Here is a 20,971-nt window from a genome sequence, read left to right as displayed (position 1 = left end):
CAAGCGATACGACCAGATGAAAGATAAATACAAAGTGAAATTCGGAAAAATGTCCTATTGCTCAGGGCATCCTTGGTATTACGTTTTGGGCGGTACGCCAATGTCGGTAAAAGAGATTTGGACATTAATGCAAGAGCCAGATAGATACGGCTACCTCAAGGATGATATTGAAAAGTCTGCGGGTAACAATCAAAAACTTAGAAAACTTCAAGCTGATATTAGGCTAAGCCTGAATAAGGATATTAGTCGATACCGCAGGGTAGTTTTTGAATTCAATCAATTCCGAAAGTCTAATTCAATAGACCTTGAAAATCCAAAATGTGAAGACATCCATGTGTCCATGAGCCTTAAAGTCAGTCACCTACTTAACGGCTTTGCTAATCAGAGACATGTTAATGATCTACTCGCCCATCAACCCGAACTATTCGATATCCTGTAAGGAGTCACTAATGAAAACATTTATAGCAAAGGCCGAAATGCGCACCTATCTACAGGTACAAATCAGAGCCAATACCCAGAAGGAAGCTGAACAGATAGCATCTCAATTATGTGGCAGTGAATTCACTGAAATAGAGGGTAGCAGTCATTGGGAAATATACAATGTTGAGGAAGTACAAATATGCATATTGAAGAAGTAAAGCTTACTTATCGAAACAAGCTCAAAGCCCATGAAAGGCCAAAGATTACTTGTGCCAAAGATGCTTATGAAATATTTCTGGAGAGCTGGGATCAAGATCAGATCGAGCTAATCGAAGAATGCAAGGCGATGTTTTTGGATCGCCAGCTTAGGCTTATGTCTATCGCCTCGATCTCGAAAGGTGGCCTCTCGGAAACTACAGTCGATCTGAGACTCGTCTTCGCCATTGCCCTTAAAAGACGAGCCAACAGCTTTATACTTGCTCATAATCACCCTTCTGGGAATTTAAAACCGAGTAAGGCCGACATTCATCTTACCGAGCAATTCTATAAGGCGGGAAAATTGCTGCGTATTGATTTAGAGGATCATTTGATAGTCACTAATGATGGCTTTTATTCTATTCTAAGCGAACTATAAAACTAGGCAGAAAGCGAAAGGCTCTTTTCGCCTTTTACCAACTCAAGTCTATAACCACATGCCTCAATAATATTAAGGAAGTTGCTGAGCTTCACATCCGAGTTTTTGCCTGACTTTATATTCTGGATTGTTGTCGGTGAAATTCCTGCCAATTCGGCAAGCTTTCGCACGCTTTGCTTTTCGTTATCCATTAAAGTCATCAAAAGTTCGGATAAGGCGAATTCCTTAAACTCCTTATCATAGTCTTTCTTGAAATCAGGATCATCCAAGAACTTGCCGAATGCAGACCCGAATTTATTTTTCGTTTTCTTCTCCATAATATGTTCCTTTCTTATTTCGTGTTTCGTAATCCAGTTTTTTATCCAATGCCCGGTCTTTTTCTGACTTGGGCAATTTTTGCTGTTTCTTGATAAAAGCATTAGTGATAATGATTTTCTTACCACTAACGAAAAAGCATAAAAACCTATGAGGTTGAGGCTTGAAGGCATAGATTTTATCCCCTTCATTCCTAAACTTCTGTTCGTTCTTTATTTGCCCGACATCTCCCATCATTTGGAGAAGATGAGCAAACTTCTTAGCATCTGACGCTTCCATGTTCGTCAAATACTCTCTTGCTTGACTTTTACCCTTCTCATCGAAATAGAACTCTATTTGATATTCATCACCTTGATAGGCTATGTATTCGGGCAATTCATCCATACTACAAGTGTACAACTTTATTGGTACAGTGTCAAGTATTGCTAACGATAATTATCATAAATAGTTGGCTTATGGCGAGGTGCTACTTCGGTGCATTAAAGGGTCACTGAACTACTTGTTTCAACCTTAGAAAGTGAACAATCTCAAAGTGCTTATAATTCTATCAGACATCACGTCAGGGGAGATCAAATCCCTGATTTTGACGCAAAGCAAAACGAGTTCAACATGCGCCATATGAAACAATGAAGAAATTGATAAATATTCACACAAAATAGGTAATTGTGATTTTAATATTATCTTGGAAGCATCACATAAAATCTTTAGAAAGAGAAGAATGACCTTCAACCTAAACCGAGAAAAGAAAATAAAAATAGCTAAGGGATTGATAGCCAATCCATCGGTGTTTTATGGATCACATGATGAAGGAATAATTGATCTGCTTGATCATGTATTTAATCTTAGAACTAAACCATCAGAAGACTCGAGATATAAAGACGCTTACGGAGATGCTGTTAAACATCTTGTCCATAATAATGACTGGGAACTAGAATACACACTGCTTACCAGATTTGATGTTACCGAAGGTGATAAACTAGTTAAGCTGCTGGAATATCTTGTAAGCCCCGGCTTTCAGCCTTCGGAACCACAAAGGCTTAATCTTGCTGATGAAATAAACTTTCAACTTAATAAAGAAGGCTTCAGCCTAGACACTTCTGGATTTGACAACGACGACAATCCAATATTTGAATTATCCAACTACGACCCTAACAACAAATACCCAACAGGTGTCGTGAAAAACAACATCAGGTTCTTTCCCAACTATGAGGTTAAGGATTTGAACGAGTTTAAACCCGAAGAAAAAGATATATTCATCCTGGACTTTCGCGACTTTGATTGGTGGAATGATTATTCCTTAAAATCTCGTTGCAATTTGGTTTACAGAGATTCTGACGGTGAACTGGATAAATTTGGTGAGCTTAAAATTATTACGAACGATTCTAGCAATTATTCAGAGCACCAAGATAAAGATGGCAACTTTCAAAATTTTCACCCGATTCTACCCGAATCTTTTACTGAACTAGATGATTCCTTTTGTAGCCTGGGACAAAGCAAGGCATATTATGAATATCTTAAAGAGGAGTATAAGGCCAAATTCAGGTCAATACTATTCGCTTTAAGGGATGCTGCATTCTTCACAGATATTTCTGACATTTTTGAAAGGGAGAGCTATTTCAAAAACTCCCTTATAAGAGAAGACAAAGCTGAAAGAATTCTTAGAGAAGTAAGATTTGAACTGAGTGGTAGAACACGTGCTGATATGTACACGTTCACCCATCTATTTTCTCCAAAATTTGGTGATGCCGAGATTCCCCCAATAAGAATTAATTTCGATTTTGAGGATACTTCTGAAATACCCAATAGAATATGCGCCATCATTGGTAAAAATGGGGTTGGAAAGACACAATTCATTTCCCAATTACCTCGTGACCTAGCCGAAGAAAATGATGAGTTCTTTGATAGCGCAACTCCGTTATTCTCAAAAATAATCGCATTATCATATAGCCCATTCGACACTTTCAAGCCAAGCAAATCCGGTATTAATATAGATTACACCTTTTGTAGTCTAAGAGATGAAACTGGTGACATGGGTGATGATAGAGGGCGAGCCATCAAATTTGGACATACAAGGAAGCGAATAGAGGAATTAGAACGGGTTGAAGATTGGGAAGAAATCCTAAGTGAATTTCTTCCTGAATCTTATCTCCTAGGGATTTTCGGGCGTGATGATTTAGGTAAGCCCAAGGTAAACATTGAGAAACTCAACTCAATGCGTAGAGAACTTAGCTCAGGCCAAAGAATACTACTAGAAACCGTAACAAATATTATTGCTCATATCCGATATGACTCGCTACTGCTTTTCGATGAACCAGAAACTCACCTACATCCCAATGCTATTGCTCAATTAATGAATACTATTTACGAGTTGGTTAAAAGGTTTCAATCCTTTTGCATTCTTACGACTCATTCACCAATTATAATTAGAGAGTTACTCTCCAGAAATGTCTATGTTTTTGACAGAGTTGAGGACTCCTTAGCAATCAGGAAAATCGGATTGGAATCTTTTGGTGCTAATTTATCCGATATAACAGAAGAAGTTTTTGGGACAAATGAAATCCCAAAACATTACCAAGAAATAATAAGACGATTAAAGCGAAAGGAAAAAAATGCCGATGAAATCATTGAGGCCATCCAGAGCGATAATATTCCTGTCAGCCTGAATCTAAGGCTTTTTGTAAACAGTATTTTTGAAGAGAGCGAATGATAAATTTAGAGCCATATGGTGAGGATTGCCATGAGTTTCATAAAACTGTTGTTTCTAAGAAATACAGCAAAAAGAGTGACCCTGAATATAAGGAACGCCTAAATGCACTGGATGGTCAGATAGAAGAAGTATTTGAGCAATATGCAGAGTTGTTGAACGAAGATAATCTTAAATCTATTGCTCCATATGGGTACTCTGGACAGCAAAAGACTGATCTCTTATCCTTATATCGCTACAAAAGCAAAATCCTGCAAGAACTCAATGTATTGCTGACAACAAAGGATGAAAGAAAATTTAACACTTGCCAGATGTGCACGATTGAACCTGTGCATTCATTCGACCATATAGTACCTAAAGAAGAATTCCCTGAGTTCGTCGTTAACCCAATTAATCTACTTCCCTGCTGTTTTAGCTGTAACGGACAAAAAGGCGATCAATGGCTGATCGAAGGCGAAAGAGCCTTTCTTAACTTGTACTACGACATACTACCAGAAGCTCAATATTTACAGGTAGAATTCGAGTCGTATCCAATTCCGATTTTTTCAATAGACGGATCAGCCTTGGATGATAATTTTTCCAATCTAGTACAGTCACATTATGAGAATTTAGATTTATTTAAAAGGTTCAGAGAAAATTCTAATGAGGTCATTGACCCAATTGTTTCCTCTGCCAAATACACGGTTCCACAATTAGGCATAGAGAAATTTAAAACGATTGTGGAGCAATCGACTAACGAAAGACGATTAAAATATGGTATCAATCATTGGAAAGCCATTCTTGAACTTGAACTAGTCAATCATGACGATTTTGAATCCCTCTTAGCTTGACATACTAAAGAATTAGGACTATAGTCCTACGATGCTTTTATCTGAACTCGAAGTCGCGAAAAAAATCGGAAAACCTCTGACGGATTTATCGCCTCTAGCTCAAAAAAGAAAAGTCCGAAAACTCATTAGAAAATCTGGAATGATTCCACATGTTTTTTATATCAAAAACAAGGAAATCTGGTGCCTTCCGCCCGAACAAGTGGTACAATTAACACAATGTCAAATGAACTTAAAATATTCAAAAAACCAAAGTCACCAAACTGGTACGTTCGAGGTACCATCCACGGTCAAGAAATCTATGAAAGCTCAGGAATACCTCACAAGGGTTTAAAGACACCCTCTACTCAAATCAAGGATTATAGAGATCGCCGCATCTCCGAACTTAGAGAAGCTTATATCTATGGAAAAGCCTACTCAGCCACCTTTCTTGATGCAGCCCTAAACTATCTAAAAGCAGGTGGATCACCTCGCTACTTAGGTGAATACAAGGGAGGTGAATGGACAGGACTAATCGGAAGACTTGGACATTTCAAAATAAGAGAAATTGATCAAGAACAACTCAACGACCTAGCCCATGAAATGTACGGGCATTGTACACCTGATACTCAAAACCGACAGTTTTGGACTCCCTTTATTGCTGTTTGGAAGCATAATACCAAAGGCCAGAAACCCCTATGCCCCTATGTTGAGTGGCAACGCCCCAAGCGAAATAAATCTAAGACTCGATCTCGTAAGCCTTGCACCTATGAAGATGCAATAAGCTTTATTAATGCTCTTTCTTATCCAGCAGCAAAAGTGATGTTTTTTCTTTTTTGGACAGGATGTAGACCCCTTGAAGCATTTGACCTAGAAACTCACAGCCTTAATCCTGAATGCGATTGGATTGCCTTGGATGAAACCAAAACAGATATGCCAAGAGGAATTCCAATGCATAAATGTATAAAGCCATTAATGAGCTTTTTAAAAGAGCAGAATAATGAGCATGTATTTTTGAATACGCTTGGAAAGCGCTACCCATCGAATAGAAAGTATAATAAAGCCGGACGGATAATTTATAATTCTGGAGGGCAAATGGCTTGCCCGATCAATTCAGCTAAAAAGAGATCGGGGATTAGTATTACTCCTTATGTTGCAAGGCACACCGTTTCTACATATTTAATTTGGCCTGGTGGCGTGAGTGAAATGATTAAAGATGAAATCCTTGGTCATGCCTCTGAAAACGAGATGAGTAGGCATTATACCCACCTTCCAAGAAAGAGTTTGATTGAAGCGATAAACCAGTTACCTAACCCGGTTGGCTTAAGAGATGATTTAACCGATCCGTGCAAAATCCGTGCACAACATGACAAAACTTACAAGTCAAACACCACTAAAAGCCTTACTGAGAAAGACTTTGAAGCCATTTCTCAATGGCTATAATTGCATCCCTGCTAAGGGAGTATAGGGTTAATAACTCTATCGAGGGTTCGAATCCCTCAGTGTCCGCCATTTCCTTACTGACTGCGGCTTTTCAGCCGACCAGCTCTCTGAAAAACACCTCCATTTTTGAATATTACCGCTCCAAAATCAGAGGAACAGATAGGGAACATACAATGAACATTGAGGGCAATCCGTGCAAAATCCGTGCACTAGATTTAACAAGATACTGTCCAAAATCTTCACACCACTGTCCAAAATCTTCATAGAGGCCAAGTTGAATTTAGTTTGTGAACTCTTTTACTTTGAAATAAACGCTTTTTATGGAATATCTAACTGAAGTCATTACCTACATCGACGCACATGCCCAAGAAATACCTTATCCAGATCACTTGCTTGAAACTCAATTTTCGGTCTCTAGCAAGAAACTGTACAGAGATTTTAAAGCACGATTGGATGAAACACCTCAGCGCTACATATTAAAGCGCAAGATGGAAATGGCCTATTCACTAAAAGAAGAAGACCCCTCTCTGACTATAAAAGCGATTCGTAAGCTACTAAATATGACCTGTTCAGTCAGAACCTTTCACAATAATTACGCACGCTATGCAAAAAACAATCAGGCTAACAGTAATGCTGATGATTTCGACCCATTATGGAGGTCTCAAAATCAACTCAATGAAATCCTGCTTCGGTTTATCTTGAGACACATAAAGTTTGAGGTAAAACAGGAATCTCTACTAAATCAGTGGATCACCTATACTGTTGAAAATACAATTCTTCAAGTTCACCCCTTCGGGTTTGATTCTTCACACTCGTTCAATATATGGGTCGATCCGGAAACAGAAGCACTAACATCTAACCTGATCTTGGAATATGGGATTAAAAACGGCCTTGACGGAATGGATTGTGCACTCCCTGCGAAGATAGATATTTACTTTTTGCTATTTGCCAATCTCCATGCTCACCTTGAAGGACATGAGCATTACATTGACATTACAAAGAGCATTAAAAATTATGGCAATTACCTGTCAGCCTGCAAGCCCTTTTTCATTGATGATGAAGTAGCAGAAATGCCTAACGAAGCTGTTGAGATTGATCAGGACTCCGATTTTATCAAGGCAACTGATCCATTCTTCCAAGAATTCAAAAATGAACTCCTGGACAAGTACAAGACCGAATTTCTAAAGAAGTTCAATATTGAAATGGCAACTATCTCTGAACTCAACAGGGATATTCGCAACGACAATTATGAGGCCGTAAGCTTGACATTATCAAAAATTTTGGTTGATCCCAACAATACTGCATTAACAGATTTACTTTTCTATCTCATAGATCACCCATATCTGCACGATCAGGATATTTCAGAGTTCCCTGGAGCATTCCTTGACTTAAAAACTTTAAAAGTGACGAAATCCATGCACACCGAACAAATTCAGAAATGCTTGTTGAGCTTTAAGGCGGAAAGCGACAAGCTATACGAATCCGAGGAAGATGAGGATTGGAATTCAGAGGATTTTAAAACCTTGGCTAAGGAGATAATCCTTAAGAAGGATCACTAAGCTTTAAAGTTTCAGCGATCATTTTAATTTGATTGTGATCACATCCAAATGCATCGCTCTTCGAGAGTTCAATAACTCTATCCAATTTCTCATTTTCGGTCAGTTGAGCCTTAGGTTCCGATTGGTTTGCTTTCTTCCAGGTTCTATTAAAATAGTCAGAATCTTCAAAAGTCATCAACGGTCCTGATCCTATAATTTTTACAGTTAGGTCAACTGCTTTAATATCCCAATTATACTTTTCCAGAAGTGAGATCATGGCCTCAACTTCTGTTTCGTCATTATCAGAACTTGTCTTCTCAAAAGCCACGACAAGTGTTTTAAGCTTGCCTTCTAATTTATTTTCGTCTTTCAAAGACTTCCTCCTCATTTACCAGAATGGAGGTTTATCTAGCAGACTTTTGTTTTTATGTCAATTATTTTAGGTGTGGGTTAGCATCAAACCTAGTTGACTTCTGGATAATTTTGATCCGGTTTTAAACCGAGTTCCTTTTGTTTCCTTTCAAGACGTATGACAGCCGTATTATTAAATAATTTACCTCTTCTAGTTCTTAGATTTAGTATTGCATTAAAATAATGGGCGATTTCATCATAAGTATTGGCGTGCTTTTTTGCCTCAATCATATGAGGAAACATTTCGCGGGCAAAGTTATCAGCTGCTTCTTTGTTTCCTCTATTACCGTGTTTATAAAGACGTCCCTCCTCTTTTTTTGATAAAATTTGATCAATGGCATCTTCAAATTCAACTAAATCCCCACCCATAAAGGAATTAAAGAGTTTCTTAATGTCGCTTGAATATTCTGGATATTTCTTTTTTAATTTCTCATCTACAACGAGTTTCTTTTTTCCACTAGACAAGTTCTTCTCCTCTTCAATACTTTTCGTATCTGCAAACCTAACTTCGTCGCCTGTTGGTACTATGAAGCCATATTTATCGACTACATCCGCTCTAGCAAACTTGTCATATACTGCTGACTTAGAAGCTTCAAATTTAATGGCGTTAGCGCTTTCATTTATCACTAGTCCATTATAGGATTTTGCGTCCTCTTGTAAATTTGACAAATCATTTTCATCAACGAAAATCTCCCTCACCACCAATACAGATTTGGTATTTTTTTCTTCTGTCGTTCGCTTTTTAGTCATCGAATTGATTATTAAGTCCAAACCTTAAAAGTAAACTACATTCCTAGTAATGTCAAACATTTAGCAGTATTTGGAATTGATAAATTGTTTTACTACGTTTACTTCATTATGCAGTAATGATTATTAATACAGCATATTGATTTATTTAGAATACTAATATTTAGACAATATGAGGACACTATTAGACAATCTTTTAAAGGGAGAAACTCACACTACAGATCGCCATATCTATTACGATTTCACCATCGAAGATCATATTAAAGAGTGGGTAGAAACGGCATTAGGAAACAAAAAAAGAAAAGTCCCTCTAAGGATAACTAAGAAGCAAGCCAAACTAAGATTGGATGAAGCTCTGAGCACAATACACGCAAAGTACAGTTTGAAAATTAAGCTGACAAAAAACGAGTTGACCCAGCTCCAAGATAAAATATCAGATATCAAAACCCGCTTCTCTGAGTATGTTGAGTCGGAAAAATCCATCATCCCGGATGAAGTCTACGAGCACATTGATCTGCATAATGCCAAGCTGAATAAGCTACAAGCACAAGCAGATGAACAGGAAAAATTCAATTCACAATCAAAACAAAAAGACCATGATTGATAGCAAATTAAAAAATGCCCTGAAGGACTTTATTGTGTCCTGGCCAGTATTGTTTCTGGTCAGTGTAATTCTGTTCGTTACAGATTATACATTGAGCAAACCACTTTACACGCTTGTGCTCGATATGCCCGTACTCGGTAATATACTGGCATTGGGTATGGCGACATTATTTAGTGTGCTTCCGAAGGTTACGGGTAAGCTTTTGGTGAAGAAGAGATATGACCTCATTGTCATTGCCTTCATTCTTGGATTAGGACTGCTGAGCTTCATTTATGTTGGACAAGCTGAGGTTGCCAGACAAGAAGCAGCCGATCCCCTTACCTTTTATCTTGACCCAGACTCAGCACCAAGACGTGAATCACAAAAGCACATCATTGCTACCGGCCTTATCACACTCTTGTATGGTTTTGCGGTGTTCTTGAGCTACTTGTATTACTCTGATGCCAAGAACTTTCAACCGCTCAGAAGTCGCTTATCCATGTCCGAATTATGGAGAGCCTTTCAATATCGTGTTTTGCTTCTCAAAGGTCGATTCGAACGTGCCAATGCCAAGCCTACAATTACAGCAGAAGGACGTGTCACAGACCACCTGAATTCCCTAGAAAAAGAAGCACGTGAGCTTGAGAAAAAGCTGGCGAGAATGGAGCATGACTACAAGTACGAACTCGACATGCATAAAAATGCAAGGTTACGCATAACACAGGCTATAGAGATAGCTTATATCAACTGATTTTCAACTTTAAATACTTCAAATATGAAAGAGATACAAAATATAAAGATCACAACCAGCAAGGTTGGTGTGGGTTTGCTATTGAGCCTAATGTTCATTGGAACTGAGCTAACTGCTCAAATCGTAGAGGTGGGTATTATCCGCGATGTTAGTGAAAGCTCGAATGAGGCTAAAGCATTTGATGAAGATGCAATCTTTAGAAAAATGATCACCTATCTTGATCTTAAAGACTCGGATCAAGGGGTAAATTTCAGAACCGCCACGTGCGGCGAAAGCAGGATAGCCGAGATACGCTTAGCACCATTACAAAAAGCTGATGATAGCTGGTTTGCATCTAGCTCTGAGCGCGACAAAGCACTGAGACAATTTTTAGCCAAAGCTAAAGTTGATTTGGACTATCTAGCTGATCAACCATGTGATGAGCAACAGACCAATTTATATCGAACGATAGTCGCCATCACAAAGGACTTTCATTCAAGCGCTTCCAGTAAAACTCTTTTCATTTTCTCGGACGGAATCGAAGTAAGTTCAGCATTCAACGCCCTGCGCTATAAAAATAACCCTGCACAGGTCATAACCGATTTTGATGCTATTGTTGAGGCTTTGGAGCGTGATGCCCTGCTTCCTGATCTGGCAGGATTTTCAGTGATCTTGATTACGCCGGGTAAGACGGATATGGAGCTTTGGATGTCTCGATTTTGGGAACGTCTCATAAAAGCCAAAGGCGGTGCATTTCAAGCTAGGGCTGCCTTTTAGCAGCCCTCTTAAAACCTAATTATACAACTAAAATTCAAGGATATGATTACGGATAAATCCAATCGGGACATGCAGGTTCGCAAGACGCTTAAAATTTCTGATAATGCAATTATCTGGGGAGCTTATACCTCTCCATTCTGGGAGACATTTTTTAATAAGCATTGGGAGAAAACGTGTCTTTTATTACTGAAACAATATGCACGATTTAACAAAGCCATGCTCGCAACCATGCATTGGTGTCTATTTCGTTTCAAGGCTGGAAGTCAGACCATAGGTATCCTTGCCATTTGTTCAGCCCTGAGTTTTTCGCTTAGCTTCAATAGTACGCATGTGCCTATTCTCTTGAAGCCCTTAGCCATGTTCCTAGTACCTGTTTTACCTTTTTTCAAAACGCCAAGTGAACTCTACCAACTAGCTTTTATTGATGTGGAATCAAAGTTTTTACTGGTTTACACAGGGCTATTTACGCTTACATCTCTGACTCATTTAATTGCTGTGTGGATCGGGAAAGGAAATTCAAGCTTAACCATGAGAGGTCAGAGTTGGATCGGATTAGGGCTTTCCAAATTTCTACCTGTAAACGAATTTTTATGTAGCCTGCTTGATTTCGCGATTGCTGTCGGAATTGGCATTGCTGCATGGAAGTATGTTGGAGATGCTCATTTTGGAATTTTCATGATCTCAACAGCTTCCGCTGAACTGGCACAGCAAGTTCTGGATCGCTCATATCAGGCACACACACGATCAATTTTAAACGCATGAGAACGATGAACAGCGATAAGAATATTTTCCTTTTTCCCTTGACACAGGAGAACAAAACGAGTACATCTAAATGATAAAGACGCGCACCATATCGTCAGGCATCAGCCTTTTATTCATGCTCGTCTTTTTCAATCCCGAACAGACTAAAAACGAGACCGTCATGATGAGAATAACAGCCTCAGCAAATGCGAAAGCCGCGTCCGGCTATCACAAGACCTCACTCAGAAAACAAGGTGAATACTACAAGGAAGAGATTGAAGCTTTCTGGAACGGGAATCTGGCTACACGATTAGGACTTAAGAACGTTACTTTAGAGAATTTTGATGCTTTAGTTCACAATCAAATTCCAGACTCAAAAGAACGTTTAACGCCGATAACAAAGGATAATCGAAAAGTGGGTTGGGACATAACCACCCTGCCCCCAAAGAGTTTTAGTGTTCTCTCAGCGTTAACAGATGATCCCGAATTCATAACAGCCTTTAAGTATGCAAATCGTGAAATGATGCTTGAAGCTGAACGGCTAATCTTAGCTCAAGCTAACACTCAATACGGACGCTTTTACGAACACACTGGCAATGGATGCTGGGCAGAATTTCATCACAGGATCGGCAGACCTGTAGAACATGTTAGAAGCGACGGTAAAAAAGTCTTTGCGGGACAGCCATTGGAGCATATTCATAATTTTCTGATCTCCGCTACCTACAGCAAAGAACGAAACAAGATATTAGCGATTGATCCATATCTGATCTTCAAGTCAGCGCCTTACCTGCAATCCTACTTCCATAATATCCTAAGCAACAAGATGGTTGAGCTTGGCTATAAGGTCGAGCGTACGCAAGATGCCTGGGAAATTGTTGGCGTCCCGAAATCAATTTTGGAGCGGTTTTCAGAGCGAAGTAAAATCGTGGATCGTCTAGCGCAGGAAAAGAATGTCACCGATCCAAAAGAGAAAGCAAAATTAGCGGCACTCAGCCGCGTAAGTAAGAACAAATCTGTGCCTGAAAACAAGCTTTACGATCTCTGGAAAGACCAGTTGAGCAAGGAAGAATTCGAGGCTCTGCAAAACATCAAAGGAGAATATAAAGGCAAGTCCAATTCAATATCTGTAAAAGAGGCAATAGATCGAAGTCTTTCCCATTTCCTTCAGAAGAATTCGATAGCCGAAGAAAAACGCGTGCTGGGTCATGCAATGGCTTTGAGCTTTGGAAGCGGTCACAGCCCAGCAGATTTCGAGAAAGAACTGAATAGCCGAGATAATATCTTAAAATCGGAAGAGAATAATATCAACATTATCACAACCAGAGAAATGGTTCATTTTGAGGATTTTATGATCTCTCTCGCAACCGAAGGAAAAGGCAAATTCAAGCCTCTTAATTCTGACTATAAAATCAAGCGAGACTTCCTTAATAAGGATCAAAAGAATGCCGTAAAGCAAATTCTTTCATCTTCCGATCAAATTGTGGCTTTGGAAGGAAAAGCAGGTTCAGGCAAATCGACTTTGCTTCAAGAACTAGCTGATGGCCTAAGAGCAGTTAACAAAATCATGACTCCAATAGCCCCCTCATCACAAGCTGTTGAAGTCCTTCGGAAAGAAGGTTTTTCCGAGGCACAGACAATTGCTGCTTTTTTGATAAACCCTGAATTACAGCAATCAATTCGAGAAAATGTCATTTGTGTTGATGAGGCCAGTATGTGCGGCGTGAAAACCAAATCCGAAATTCTAAAAATTGCTAAAGAACAAAATGCAAGAGTCATTTTAAGCGGCAACATTGGACAACATGCAAGTCCTGGAGAATATGGAGATGCGCTTCGCATCCTACAGCAGGCTAAAATCAAAACCATTCACGTGAAGCAGAATATGAGACAGCAGCCTTCGGATTACAAAAAGGCTGTCGATCTTATATCTAACCGCAAGACCCTTGAGGGCTACCAGATTTTAGATAAGAAAATGAAGGCCGTTCAAGAGATACCGGATCATGATGAAAGGCTTAACAAAATAGCCGATGATTACATCGCATCAATAAAGGCTAAACGCAGTGCATTGATTGTAAGCCCGACAAATTTTGAGAAGGATCAGATTTCAGAATTAATTCGCAAAAAACAAAAAGCAGCAGGTCGTATTAAAGGCCAAGAAAGAACCTTTGATACACTCAAAGATTTATCACTCAGTGAGAGCCAGAAAAAGGATTTGGTGAATTACCAAAAAGGCCATGTCGTGCGATTCATCAAGAATCAAAAAGCCAAGGACAACAAATCGGGCTTCAAGGCCGGCTCACATTATGAAATCTTACCGAGAGAGAAGAAAGACAAGATTATGGTTCGGGACTTAAAAACAAAACAGGTCCTAACCCTGCCCCATGACAAGCCCGAATATTATTCGATTTACCAAAAGACCAAAATCAATATAGCGACTGGTGACTTGATTAAACCGACAGTTAATTTGAAGTCCAAGGAGAAGACCAAGATCAATAATGGTACTCCTCAAATTGTAAAGGGTTTTGTTGGTAGCGATATCAAATTGGAGAATGGTAAAACACTTGCCAAGGATAGCTATCATTTAGCGCACAATTATGCTTCTACGAGTTTTTCAGCTCAAGGGAAGACGTGTCAGGATGTGTATATCAGCATGAGTGAGGCATCCCGTGGTGCCATTAATGATCAAGCCTTCTATGTAGCTGTTTCGCGAGGACGATCTCGAATCCAGCTATACACAGATGATAAGAAAGAACTCAAATCAGCCATTGTAAGAAGCGGAGAACGCAAGACGGCTCGTGAGGTTGCCAATGAACATGAGCGCAGATTGCTTGAACAAAAGCAACGTGCTCATCACCAATCAATGAATAAGAAAATAGAAAACTATGCGGTATCAAGACAAAGACAGAACGAAGTTACGAGGGATATTTCCAGCAGAATCTAAACCAACAGATCAGGATTCAAAGCAAAGTTCACCTGCTGTTTTTTCTACGACAGGCCAGTTCTATGCCATTGGCGCAAAAGGTGAGTTGGTCAAACGCTTTGAAATCATTCTCCGCTCTGGAAAACGCTACGGTATTTCCTATTCAATGCTTCCGATTAGCATATTGGCAGACAGCAGCCTGCTATACATCAAGGCTTATGAATTATTGATAACCATTGCAGGCCGCAACCTTGACCCCATCCATGATAACCTGACTCAGGAGCTATTAGCCTGGGTTAAAACCAGTGCTTCCGGCAAGGATGACGGCTTGGCAAGCACGTTTGTCAAAGACATTACAGTCGAAGGAGACGCAGTAAGCGAATATTTAAAATGATGAGATATGAAAGGATCCAAAAAACATAACAAATACAGGTTAACACCAAGAAATCTATCCGAAGAAGAGTTCCAAAACCGTCTCGATCTCTACAGCAAAGGGGATCAAAATCAGTTCTTTAAGATTCAAAAAATCAAGAAACGCTATCAAAATCAACAGCGAGAAGAGCTAGACAAGCGGGCTAAATCTGATCTGTTCTTCGCTCACGGTATAAGAGCCGCCCTGCCCCATACATCCTTCGAGAATATCAAATACGCCAGAGAGCAAGCAGATCAAGATTTACGTGACGGTATTGTTGAAGAAGCAAAAAGTGAATACCGACGACATGAAAATTTGAGCAAATGGTTTAGCCATGAAAAAGATAAAGAGCTAAAGCTAGAAGATACCACCAGACAATCTGACAAAACCAAAGCTTATAAGAAGCTTGGAAGCCTCATGGCTGAATATAGTGCAGTGAAGGATGTTAGAGATCAGACGAAGGAACAGATCAAGAAAATACAAGCTGATCCTGAAAATTTATCGCTGGCTTCAAGCCTGAAAACGCCAGAACTGGATCAGAAATCCTTATCCAAAATCAAGAAAAAACTGAGCAAGTATTTCAGTGAGACTGAACCCTCACCAAAAGAATTACGCAAATCAAAAGGAATGGACAGAACAATAGATTAGACAATTAAAGAACTTAGATATGAAACTGTTTCAATCAAATTCAGAGAAGAGCTATCAGAGCCACGAAAACCTATTAGATACACCGCTTTATGAAGTACCAGGTACAAAGACCATAATTACATGGGCTGATGCGGTTGAAGGAACTCTAATAACCGGAAGCACGGGAAGCGGAAAATCCAGCGGTGCGGGAAAACACGCAGCACTAGCCATGTTGAAAGCAGGATTTGGCTTCTGCGTACTCTGCGCAAAACCAGATGAGAAAGACAGGTGGGTAGAATACGCTAAAGCCACAGGACGAGAAAAGGATTTGATCATCTTCAATAAGGCAAGTGGACTTGAATTCAACTTTTTAGAGTACGAAATGCAACGCAAAGGGGAAGGTGCAGGAGATGTTTTTAATACTAATAACGCTTTGATGAACTTACGTGATATAACCCGCCTATCCTTATCAGGCAGTGGAGGCAATAATCAAGACCCGTATTGGGATGAATCTTTAAAAGATTTAATCAGCAGTATTATCTCCTTACTTGCATTGGCTGGAGAGGAAATCAGCATTTCCAATATGCGCAAGCTTGCAACCACCTCATTCATAGAGGAAGAAGCAAAACACTATAACAACCTTGTCCGAACCATTACCACAGAGCGAGGCATTGATCCCCAAAAACGAGAGGAAGCCAGAATTGAACTTGCAGAATGGATCGCTTCAAACTACTTCATTCAGGTGTTTCATAAAATGCAAAGCCGTGATTTGACGGAGAAAGAACAAGAAGATGCAGGTACTACCGAAGATTTCTGGCTTAATGAATTTGCAAGATTATCTGAGAAAACGCGGAGCATTATAGTTCAATCGTTCATGGGAATGATTAATCCTTTTAAGTATGATGGAATCTTAAAAAATCAATTTGCCGCTGGTCTTAGCGAAGACCTCCTACCTGAAAATATTATTGAACAAAAAAAGATCGTTATCGTCGATTTTCCTCTTAAAAAATTTGGATTGGCTGGTCGCTTTGCGGCAACCATTTACAAATGTGAGTTTCAAGGTGCAATGCAGCGCCGGAAAGTTAATGAAGAACCTGCCCCCAAACCTGCTTGTCTTTTCATTGACGAGTATCAGGCATTTTGTAACCCTCAAGGGGATAGTGATTTTCAGGCCATGGCGCGCAGCTCTTGGGCGGCTACAATGTACATCACTCAAAATTTAAATAACCTTTATTGCATTATGGGAGGCCATAATGCCAGAGCTATGGCTAAGAGCTTATTGGGTAATCTCAATTTGAAATTTTTTGCAAGCAATGCCGATTTTGAAACAAATAGATGGGCTTCTGAAATGATTGGTCAGCACATCGTAGATTTTCAAAATTTGAACATAGATAAGGATATGCAGATCAGTAAAAGTAAGAATCAGCAATTACAGTTCAGAGTAACACCTGATCATTTTACCGTCTTGAAGACAGGTAGAAAGGCTAATAATTATGTAGTTGAAACCATAGTCTTTAAGGCAGGCAAAACGTGGGGTAGTGACCAACAGAACTTCGCCTTAGTCGACTTTAATCAAAGGAAATGAATTAAGAACATAGTCAGAATTGACCAGAAGGTCGATTTAGTCAAATAAACATATCCGATATGAAAATACATAACTCCAAAAGAGGTCTTACCAGAGATTTTGTATCCCTGATATTGAGTGATATGAAAACCTTGGAACGACAAGAAGATTTTATTAGAAATTCTGTCGACTATTCAGGTTCCGAGCATCAGAATGCGCACAACAAGATTGCTCATTTACTAGCCGTAAAGGAGGCTATGCATGCGCTTAACCTGATTATTAATGATTATTGCATTGAACAGATTGAAGCCCTTCGCCGAGCCTCACAAAAGAAAGCATTGGAAGTTGATTTTTTAGATATGATTGACCCAAGAGCCGTAATTCAAAAACGTGAAGCCGCCCTGCTCTGTGGGAGATCAGAATCCTGGCTACAAAAAGGAAACCATAAAGACCAGTTCGATAATGAAAAGAATGGTGGCCTCAATGTTTTGAGTTTTGCATCCTACTTGAAAGAATTTAAGCCATTCGAATACGAAACATTCGTAAAGAATTACAAAAAAGAAACCCAATTAAAAGTTGGGTAAATCATCATACGTGTTCTCTCTGGAAAAGGTCGATAAGTATCTTCGCAGAGTCCTGATGTCAGTCCAGCCTAAAAACAACTGTATTTGATCAAGCGTACATCCATGACGAACACAAAAGCTGGCAAAGGTTCTACGGCTGGAATGAAAAGTGACCTGCTCATAAGCCTGAATTGTTTTCCTTATAGGCTTCCCCAATTTGAATGTTGTTTTTTGTATTTCGTGCTGCAAGCTTGGCAGCTTCGTTAGAATTTTCTTCAAATTCTTGTTTTGCTGTTGGTTCTGTGAAAAGGCCCCGACAAAAGATCGTCCGTATTTGTTAAATATTTCTTCTGCTTCCGGCTTTAAAGGCACTTCAAAATACGCATTCGTTTTTTCCGCGTGCATTTTAATTCGACCATCCTTCACATGAACATCCTCCAAGCGTGTCAGGTCACTCCATCGCAAACCCGTAAGCACACTGAATTTAAAAGCATCATAGGTTTTGATTTCAGCAGGGTTGTGAGGGTTAGGTGTATAGTTTTTGTATTCTTCCCATTGCTCTTGGGTTAATGCAATAATCGCATCTTGCGAAGGCTTCTTGCTTGATAAAACTTCTATATACTCCTGAATATCATCAATGGGTAAAGACAGCTCGCTATATTTTTGAATATGTCTAAAGAAAGATTTAAGGTCTTTTAAGAACCGGATAATGGTCGTATCTGATTGTGAAACTGTTTTGGTAACGCTAAACGTACTTCCTTTTCTTTTATCATAGACCTCTTTGGTTTCCTCTTTGGGTGTAGCTAGAAATTCAGTGAATTCCTCAATCCAAAAAATGTCTATTTCTCCAAGCGTGGCTTTCGGTCTAAAGCTTTTCAAACGGCTCAGTTCCGAAAAATATCGCTCGATACTTCTCTCTGTCGTTATCTTTTTCGACTTGGCTTTTACTTCATGGAGATACTCACTATACGCATCAACGAGAAGCGTGTTTTTAGTGATTGATAGTTGCTTGAGCCTATCGTTCTTATCTTGCAGATAGGTTTCAACGTAAGTGATCTCGTCAACATTCTTTTCATAGGCTTGCGTGATCAATTTATCAATACGCTGCTTCTTTTTCAGAATAGAAAGATTAGCTTCCTCAAATTGCTCCCTATTCCAAGGTGCTTTTAATCGACCGTTACTGAATTGTTGCGCTATCTGGGTCTTTCTTTCAGAGTGCAATGTGTAGCCGGTCGCCCATCTTTTAGACTTATATCTAATAACAATACGATTGCCTTTAAGCTCGATTTCTGTCTGTTTTTTCGTCCGCTTTCCCATGCCATAAAGATACAAAGTAAAATTATTTTGTCCGAATGATATGTTTGTTATTTTTTGTCCGCGGACAAAATTCGGACAAAAATATGCTGAGAAATTCAATTTTTCGATAGGAAGCGATGGGAATGGATTGGAAACGATAGGAAATAAAAAAGCCCTATTTAAGACAAAATAGGGCTTTTTCCTCATAATTTCAGTATAATTTCCTATCTCAATTCTAAGAGGACTACATTCTCCACATGATGCGTATGCGGAAACATATCTACGGGCTGAATTTTAGTGACTTTATATTGCTCGTCCATCAAGGCAATGTCTCTTGCCTGAGTGGCTGGATTGCAACTCACGTAGACTACTTTCTTGGGAGATAATTTCAAGATCATATTCACTACATTATCGTGCATACCTGCACGGGGCGGATCAGTGATAATCACATCTGGTTGGCCGTGCGTGGCCACGAATTCGTCATTGAGCAAATCTTTCATGTCGCCAGCATAAAAGTCCGTGTTGGTGATACCGTTTACTTCTGCATTAACAAAAGCATCTTGAATAGCCGCTTCCACATATTCTATTCCCACGACCTTCTTAGCTTGTTTCGCACAGTAGTTGGCTATGGTTCCCGTCCCAGTGTAAAGATCGTATACCAGTTCATCTCCTTTCAGGTCTGCAAACTCAAGTGTCTTGTCATAAAGTACTTTGGCTTGAGCAGAATTGGTTTGATAAAATGATTTTGGTCCAATCTTGAATTCGAGATCACCCATTTTCTCTAAGATGTGATCCTTGCCCGCAAAGGTCAGAATCTCCTGATCGTAAATCGTATCGTTCTTCTTCTGATTGATGACATAAAGCAAAGAAGTGATTTCTGGAAAAGTATTCTTGACGTGATTCATCAAGGTATTGATTTTTTCTTCGTCATTTTCAAAGAATTGAATCAACACCATCAACTCCCCTGCATCTGTGTAACGAATCATCAAGATTCGCAGCAATCCTACTTGTTCACGGATGTCAAAGAATGAATAACCATTGGCAATGGCAAAAGAACGAATTTCATTTTTAATAGCATTGGCAGGATCGGCCATCAAATGGCAAGTGTCAATATCCACAATCTTATCAAACAAACGAGGCACATGAAAACCAAGCGCGTTTCTTTCAATCACCTCCTCAGAATCAATTTGCTCTTTGGTTAGCCATTTCTTATTAGAAAAAGTAAACTCTAGCTTATTCCTATATCGATCGGTTTTGGTCGAACCTATGATTGGGGCAGCTTCAGGTAATTCAACTTTACCAATACGTGTGAGGTGATCCATCACCTGTTGCTGTTTAAAGGCCAGCTGAGAATCATAGGCCAGGTTTTGCCATTTGCACCCACCACAAGCACCAAAGTGCTCGCAAATTGGCTCTATTCTAAGGTCTGAATATTGGTGAAATTTCACAGGATACCCTTCTGAGTAGGCTTTCCTTTTTTTGCGAATTTGTACATCTACCACGTCTCCGGGTACCGTACGTTCGATAAAAATCACCTGACCATCCTGACGGGCTAAGCTCTTACCTTCCGCGGCTACTGCTTCTACTGTCAGGTTTTCTATTACTATGTTCTTTTTCTTTCTTGCCATGAGCCGGCAAAATTAGATAATAAGACATTCAAAATTCAAAGTTTCATTGCCAGGGTTCAAGGAATAATTTCAAATTGAACTAATCATCAACTTTAGTACTTATCAAGACAGACCA

General features: G+C 39.4%; 22 protein-coding genes. 16 read left to right on the top strand and 6 right to left on the bottom strand.

All coding sequences use genetic code 11. The annotated features are described in order from the left end of the window. Positions 1-16 precede the first annotated feature (16 nt). The 3 genes from R8N23_RS10530 to R8N23_RS10520 are packed head-to-tail and all read left to right on the top strand — an operon-like array spanning position 17 to position 1,054. Positions 17-439 (top strand): hypothetical protein, encoded by a 423-nt coding sequence (locus R8N23_RS10530; protein ID WP_318171556.1) that lies wholly within the window; start codon positions 17-19, stop codon positions 437-439. A gap of 10 nt (positions 440-449) precedes the next feature. Continuing rightward, complete coding sequence (locus R8N23_RS10525; protein ID WP_318171555.1) at positions 450-638, top strand: hypothetical protein; 189 nt, start codon at positions 450-452, stop codon at positions 636-638. Continuing rightward, on the top strand, positions 620-1,054 hold the full coding sequence (locus R8N23_RS10520; protein ID WP_318171554.1) for a JAB domain-containing protein: 435 nt from the start codon (positions 620-622) through the stop codon (positions 1,052-1,054). Before R8N23_RS10525 ends, R8N23_RS10520 begins: the two co-directional genes overlap by 19 nt. Positions 1,055-1,056: 2 nt before the next feature. Here R8N23_RS10520 and R8N23_RS10515 read toward each other — a convergent pair whose 3' ends face one another. Together R8N23_RS10515 and R8N23_RS10510 are read right to left on the bottom strand one after the other, a co-directional pair. After that, positions 1,057-1,371: a helix-turn-helix transcriptional regulator gene (locus R8N23_RS10515; protein WP_318171553.1), complete on the bottom strand. Its 315-nt coding sequence runs from the start codon at positions 1,369-1,371 to the stop codon at positions 1,057-1,059. Next, a complete protein-coding gene (locus R8N23_RS10510; RefSeq protein ID WP_318171552.1) occupies positions 1,349-1,753 on the bottom strand; it encodes a type II toxin-antitoxin system RelE/ParE family toxin in 405 nt (134 codons plus the stop codon). Before R8N23_RS10510 ends, R8N23_RS10515 begins: the two co-directional genes overlap by 23 nt. Before the next feature lie 334 nt (positions 1,754-2,087). Between R8N23_RS10510 and R8N23_RS10505 the strand changes: the two genes are divergently transcribed. The 4 genes from R8N23_RS10505 to R8N23_RS10490 all read left to right on the top strand — a co-directional run bounded on the left by R8N23_RS10505 (position 2,088) and on the right by R8N23_RS10490 (position 7,881). After that, positions 2,088-4,076 carry an AAA family ATPase gene (locus tag R8N23_RS10505; protein ID WP_318171551.1) on the top strand — a complete coding sequence of 663 codons (1,989 nt, stop codon included), beginning with the start codon at positions 2,088-2,090 and terminating at the stop codon, positions 4,074-4,076. Next, the gene (locus R8N23_RS10500) at positions 4,073-4,903 is read left to right on the top strand and encodes an HNH endonuclease (protein WP_318171550.1); all 831 of its coding nucleotides are present in this window, start codon (positions 4,073-4,075) and stop codon (positions 4,901-4,903) included. The genes R8N23_RS10505 and R8N23_RS10500 overlap by 4 nt, the downstream gene beginning before the upstream one ends. A 216-nt stretch (positions 4,904-5,119) precedes the next feature. Next, complete coding sequence (locus tag R8N23_RS10495; protein ID WP_318171549.1) at positions 5,120-6,322, top strand: tyrosine-type recombinase/integrase; 1,203 nt, start codon at positions 5,120-5,122, stop codon at positions 6,320-6,322. A 320-nt stretch (positions 6,323-6,642) separates the two neighbouring features. Next, the gene (locus tag R8N23_RS10490) at positions 6,643-7,881 is read left to right on the top strand and encodes a helix-turn-helix domain-containing protein (RefSeq protein WP_318171548.1); all 1,239 of its coding nucleotides are present in this window, start codon (positions 6,643-6,645) and stop codon (positions 7,879-7,881) included. Here R8N23_RS10490 and R8N23_RS10485 read toward each other — a convergent pair. Both R8N23_RS10485 and R8N23_RS10480 read right to left on the bottom strand, forming a co-directional pair. Next, positions 7,865-8,248, bottom strand: coding sequence for a hypothetical protein (locus R8N23_RS10485; protein ID WP_318171547.1), 384 nt, complete (start codon positions 8,246-8,248; stop codon positions 7,865-7,867). The genes R8N23_RS10490 and R8N23_RS10485 overlap by 17 nt on opposite strands. 74 nt (positions 8,249-8,322) lie before the next feature. Continuing rightward, positions 8,323-9,021, bottom strand: a complete 699-nt coding sequence (locus R8N23_RS10480) for a hypothetical protein (RefSeq protein ID WP_318171546.1) — start codon at positions 9,019-9,021, stop codon at positions 8,323-8,325. 169 nt (positions 9,022-9,190) lie between these two features. On the opposite strand from R8N23_RS10480, the gene R8N23_RS10475 reads away from it, so the two are divergent. From R8N23_RS10475 to R8N23_RS10435, 9 genes are all read left to right on the top strand, one after another. Next, a complete protein-coding gene (locus R8N23_RS10475; protein ID WP_318171545.1) occupies positions 9,191-9,622 on the top strand; it encodes a hypothetical protein in 432 nt (143 codons plus the stop codon). Then, positions 9,615-10,352 carry a hypothetical protein gene (locus R8N23_RS10470; RefSeq protein WP_318171544.1) on the top strand — a complete coding sequence of 246 codons (738 nt, stop codon included), beginning with the start codon at positions 9,615-9,617 and terminating at the stop codon, positions 10,350-10,352. Before R8N23_RS10475 ends, R8N23_RS10470 begins: the two co-directional genes overlap by 8 nt. A 24-nt stretch (positions 10,353-10,376) precedes the next feature. Continuing rightward, positions 10,377-11,108: a hypothetical protein gene (locus tag R8N23_RS10465; protein ID WP_318171543.1), complete on the top strand. Its 732-nt coding sequence runs from the start codon at positions 10,377-10,379 to the stop codon at positions 11,106-11,108. 42 nt (positions 11,109-11,150) lie between these two features. Further along, complete coding sequence (locus R8N23_RS10460) at positions 11,151-11,870, top strand: hypothetical protein (protein ID WP_318171542.1); 720 nt, start codon at positions 11,151-11,153, stop codon at positions 11,868-11,870. A 160-nt stretch (positions 11,871-12,030) separates the two neighbouring features. Next, positions 12,031-14,787 carry a MobF family relaxase gene (gene mobF, locus R8N23_RS10455; protein ID WP_318171541.1) on the top strand — a complete coding sequence of 919 codons (2,757 nt, stop codon included), beginning with the start codon at positions 12,031-12,033 and terminating at the stop codon, positions 14,785-14,787. Next, positions 14,729-15,160 carry a hypothetical protein gene (locus R8N23_RS10450; RefSeq protein WP_318171540.1) on the top strand — a complete coding sequence of 144 codons (432 nt, stop codon included), beginning with the start codon at positions 14,729-14,731 and terminating at the stop codon, positions 15,158-15,160. The genes mobF and R8N23_RS10450 overlap by 59 nt, the downstream gene beginning before the upstream one ends. Positions 15,161-15,166: 6 nt before the next feature. Then, positions 15,167-15,826 carry a hypothetical protein gene (locus R8N23_RS10445; protein WP_318171539.1) on the top strand — a complete coding sequence of 220 codons (660 nt, stop codon included), beginning with the start codon at positions 15,167-15,169 and terminating at the stop codon, positions 15,824-15,826. Positions 15,827-15,845: 19 nt separating this feature from the next. Then, positions 15,846-17,390 carry a type IV secretory system conjugative DNA transfer family protein gene (locus tag R8N23_RS10440; protein ID WP_318171538.1) on the top strand — a complete coding sequence of 515 codons (1,545 nt, stop codon included), beginning with the start codon at positions 15,846-15,848 and terminating at the stop codon, positions 17,388-17,390. Between the two features lie 59 nt (positions 17,391-17,449). After that, positions 17,450-17,953 carry a hypothetical protein gene (locus R8N23_RS10435; protein WP_318171537.1) on the top strand — a complete coding sequence of 168 codons (504 nt, stop codon included), beginning with the start codon at positions 17,450-17,452 and terminating at the stop codon, positions 17,951-17,953. Here the strand turns inward: R8N23_RS10435 and R8N23_RS10430 are convergent. Together R8N23_RS10430 and rlmD are read right to left on the bottom strand one after the other, a co-directional pair. Further along, positions 17,939-19,249 carry a tyrosine-type recombinase/integrase gene (locus R8N23_RS10430; protein ID WP_318171536.1) on the bottom strand — a complete coding sequence of 437 codons (1,311 nt, stop codon included), beginning with the start codon at positions 19,247-19,249 and terminating at the stop codon, positions 17,939-17,941. The two genes, R8N23_RS10435 and R8N23_RS10430, sit on opposite strands and share 15 nt — an antisense overlap. A 203-nt stretch (positions 19,250-19,452) precedes the next feature. Beyond that, entirely contained in the window at positions 19,453-20,856 is a 1,404-nt protein-coding gene (gene rlmD, locus R8N23_RS10425; RefSeq protein ID WP_318171535.1) for a 23S rRNA (uracil(1939)-C(5))-methyltransferase RlmD, read from the bottom strand. Between the last annotated feature and the right edge of the window lie 115 nt (positions 20,857-20,971).

Source organism: Reichenbachiella sp. (genome assembly GCF_033344935.1).
Lineage (GTDB): Bacteria > Bacteroidota > Bacteroidia > Cytophagales > Cyclobacteriaceae > Reichenbachiella.
Note: the sequence above shows the minus strand (reverse complement) of the source record. Positions and strands in the feature narration are given on the sequence as shown.